This is a genomic window from Dehalobacter sp., from assembly GCA_023667845.1.
Taxonomy (GTDB): domain Bacteria; phylum Bacillota; class Desulfitobacteriia; order Desulfitobacteriales; family Syntrophobotulaceae; genus Dehalobacter.
Genome location: JAMPIU010000155.1, coordinates 1 through 2,925, shown reverse-complemented (window position 1 = coordinate 2,925; position 2,925 = coordinate 1). Strand labels below are relative to the sequence as shown.

At 42.5% G+C, this 2,925-nt stretch carries 3 protein-coding genes; all 3 read right to left on the bottom strand.

The features are described 5' to 3' along the window. A partial coding sequence (locus NC238_13950) for a hypothetical protein (protein MCM1567009.1) occupies positions 1–1,267 on the bottom strand: 1,267 nt, incomplete at its 3' end. A gap of 76 nt (positions 1,268–1,343) precedes the next feature. Further along, positions 1,344–2,138, bottom strand: a complete 795-nt coding sequence (locus NC238_13945; GenBank protein ID MCM1567008.1) for a glycosyltransferase family 2 protein — start codon at positions 2,136–2,138, stop codon at positions 1,344–1,346. Then, complete coding sequence (locus NC238_13940; GenBank protein MCM1567007.1) at positions 2,107–2,820, bottom strand: class I SAM-dependent methyltransferase; 714 nt, start codon at positions 2,818–2,820, stop codon at positions 2,107–2,109. The genes NC238_13945 and NC238_13940 overlap by 32 nt, the downstream gene beginning before the upstream one ends. Positions 2,821–2,925: the final 105 nt, after the last annotated feature.

Genomic DNA, 2,925 nt, shown 5'->3' with positions numbered 1-2,925 from the left:
AGACATAAACCATGAAAAGTGCGCCAATCAAGTAATGGAACACAGAAATAATCAACATCAGAACGATTATCGCCGGAGACCATCTTTTGATTCCGATTGCTGTAAGCATCAACAATGGTAATGAAAAATCGAGTGTGTATCGAGGGCCATATTGAAAACCACCCGGACCCATCAGGAAAAGAATTGGAATGTTTCCAACCAATACAGAGAAGAAAAGGATCCAGGTTGTTATTTCCTTCCGCTCGTACCACAAAGCAAAAATTGATCCTACGAATAGCGGGCTGAGTAAATACAGGCTACCGCCCAAAGGGGTAATTGTTTTGGCTTCAAAATCTATGGGATAGAATAGGTATGTTGAAAAAAAATTATTTGGAAAATAGTGTAAATTGAATAATCCGTATTGTAAGTATGTTTCTTGGAATACTTCTCCCATTAAATGGTAACTAAGCCCATTTTCCATAATATTTCCGAAACGAAAATAATTATAGAGGACAAGTGCGACCAAGGTAACGAATATTGGAATGAAACCAAGCAGGCAGTACCGAAAAATATTCCGCCTTCCAGTAAAAAGATTCTCTTTGATTAGAAACCAAACGAGAAATATGTATGATATTGCAGCGCTCGGGCGTAATAGCAGGATAGCTGAGATGGAAGTACCAGTTACAAAAAACGCTTTTGACCTTTCAAGCGATAACGCTGCTATGAAACCTAGTAGAACAAAAGCTAGAGTCTCAACCTGTAAAAGAAACCATACCGTACCCGCTGCTGGGAGAGGTGTAAATGGGGTTCCCAGAGCAAAAAAGACCACGACAAATGCTCTTTTTATTGGAGAAAGGTTTATTATTCCTTTTTCATTAAGTAGCCTAAGGAGCTGTGAAAATAGGCCTACGTCAATAGCTCCGAAAAAGACCGATTGAATAACATCACTAACAGAGGGACCAAATACCGCAACGAGTGGCATAGCGAAGACTGCGGGTAGAGGGCCCCAGTACAAAAAGTACTTGCCTTCAAATAGGGAGAGGTCAAGCGTATCTGCTGGTACAATCCGTAAGTTTAATTGCCCATGAAGGAATGCATCTGCTAAATAATTAAAATACGGAAAACCAGATAATCGCCAGGGAGAACCGGCTGTAGCCGATATACCCAAGAAGATTATGAATGTTAATAATCCGGCTGGCAGCGGCCGCTCCCAAAGTAAAAAGGAGCGGGTAAGCAAGTCTCGGCCATTTTGGATCGTAGGAAAGGTAACTGTGAATCGTGTCGCCATAATGAGGTCAATCGCTTCAGAAGCGATGAAGTAGATGCGTCCGATGGAATGGTTTAGTCAGCTGATTATTCACACCTCATGCCCTTGCTCTCAGCAACGCTGTTACAGGTTCAGAATTCGCAGAGAATTGTCTCCCCTGGTTCAGGTGGTGTTTATAAAGAAAATAACGAAATAGAACCAGCAATACCTGGCATCCATAGATAACGCTTCTACGGAAGTTAATAGAAGATGCTTCAGGAAAATATCTGGTCACGATGGGTACTTCTCGAAAGAACAAATTATTCGCCATCCCTTGAGCAATTATTTCTGTATCGAAAACAAAATCATCGCTGTTATCTAGAAATCTTACAGTCTTCAGATATTTGGCCGAATAAGCTCTAAATCCTGAATGGATTTCTGTCAGGTAACGGCTGAATACAATATTCGCGGCCGCAGTCAAGATTACATTCGCAACATACTTCCAACCGGGCATGCCACCCTCTCTTGGTCTCCCTCCGAGCATTCGTGATCCAAAGACTGCATCTGCCTCGTGATGAAGGATCGGTTCGACCAAAGCCGGGATTACCGTAGCATCATATTGGTGGTCAGGGTGGAGCATCACGACGATATCCGCTCCCATAGCCAACGCCTGGGTATAACAGGTTTTTTGGTTTGCGCCGTAGCCAGAATTCTTCTCATGGCGGAAAGTGTTTAATCCTAGGCTTTGAGCGATGGCTACCGTATCATCGCTTGAAGCATCATCAACCAGGATGATATGCTTGGCAAAGGTTTGTGGAATTTCATCCACCGTTCTCTGCAAAGTTTTTGCAGCGTTATAGGCTGGAAGGACAATGACGACTTTAGCTGAAAGAATGCTCTCGGTAGTTTTCACGCCGCTTTTCTCCTTGGGCTACGAATTGATATGCGAATAATGTCGGAAATATCCTTGTTACCGCTCGTAAGATGTTACAGATATATCTTCCTGGTCTTGAATTAAGGAAAAAAGGATGAATCAACTCTAACGGAATGGGGGTCACTTCCAACTTGGAAATTTGCAGTCCGGATTCTTGAAGCATTTCGAGAAACGATTTTCTTGTGAAAAAGCGCAGGTGAGTTCGATCCAGTATACCTCTATCTACATATTCAAACCGTCCTAGCAATAGGTTGAGCCGGACCCAAATATTCGCAACATTCGGTACCGATATGAGGAAATTGGTTCCGGGTGTTTGAGATTTTACGATCCTCTCCAGGTTTTTCTTGGGTTCAGGAGTATGCTCCAACACATCTGCGAGGACGACCGCTTGATAACCTTTGAGAATTTCTGCCTGTGCGGACTCAATCGATGTTACAAACATCGATTTATAAAAAGGTGAAGCCTGATCGGCCCATTCTTGGACTGGTTCGATTCCATAGATCTGTAATGGTAAGCCTATTGCCAATTTACCTGTTGTTCCAGATGCAGCTCCAACATCAAGAACTCTACTCTCAGCAGGAAGTTTTTTCAACCACTGGAAAATTAAATCATGGCTGGATCCTGGTGACTCTTTATCTTGATAGGGACAAGAGAGGTCCATAATACGGTTCTACCTTTTTATGTTCTTCAATCCATTTGACTCATTAAGCAAACTTTATAAAAACCCCAATCTGCTTGAGCTTATGTTTCTAGATAGCCATGAAAC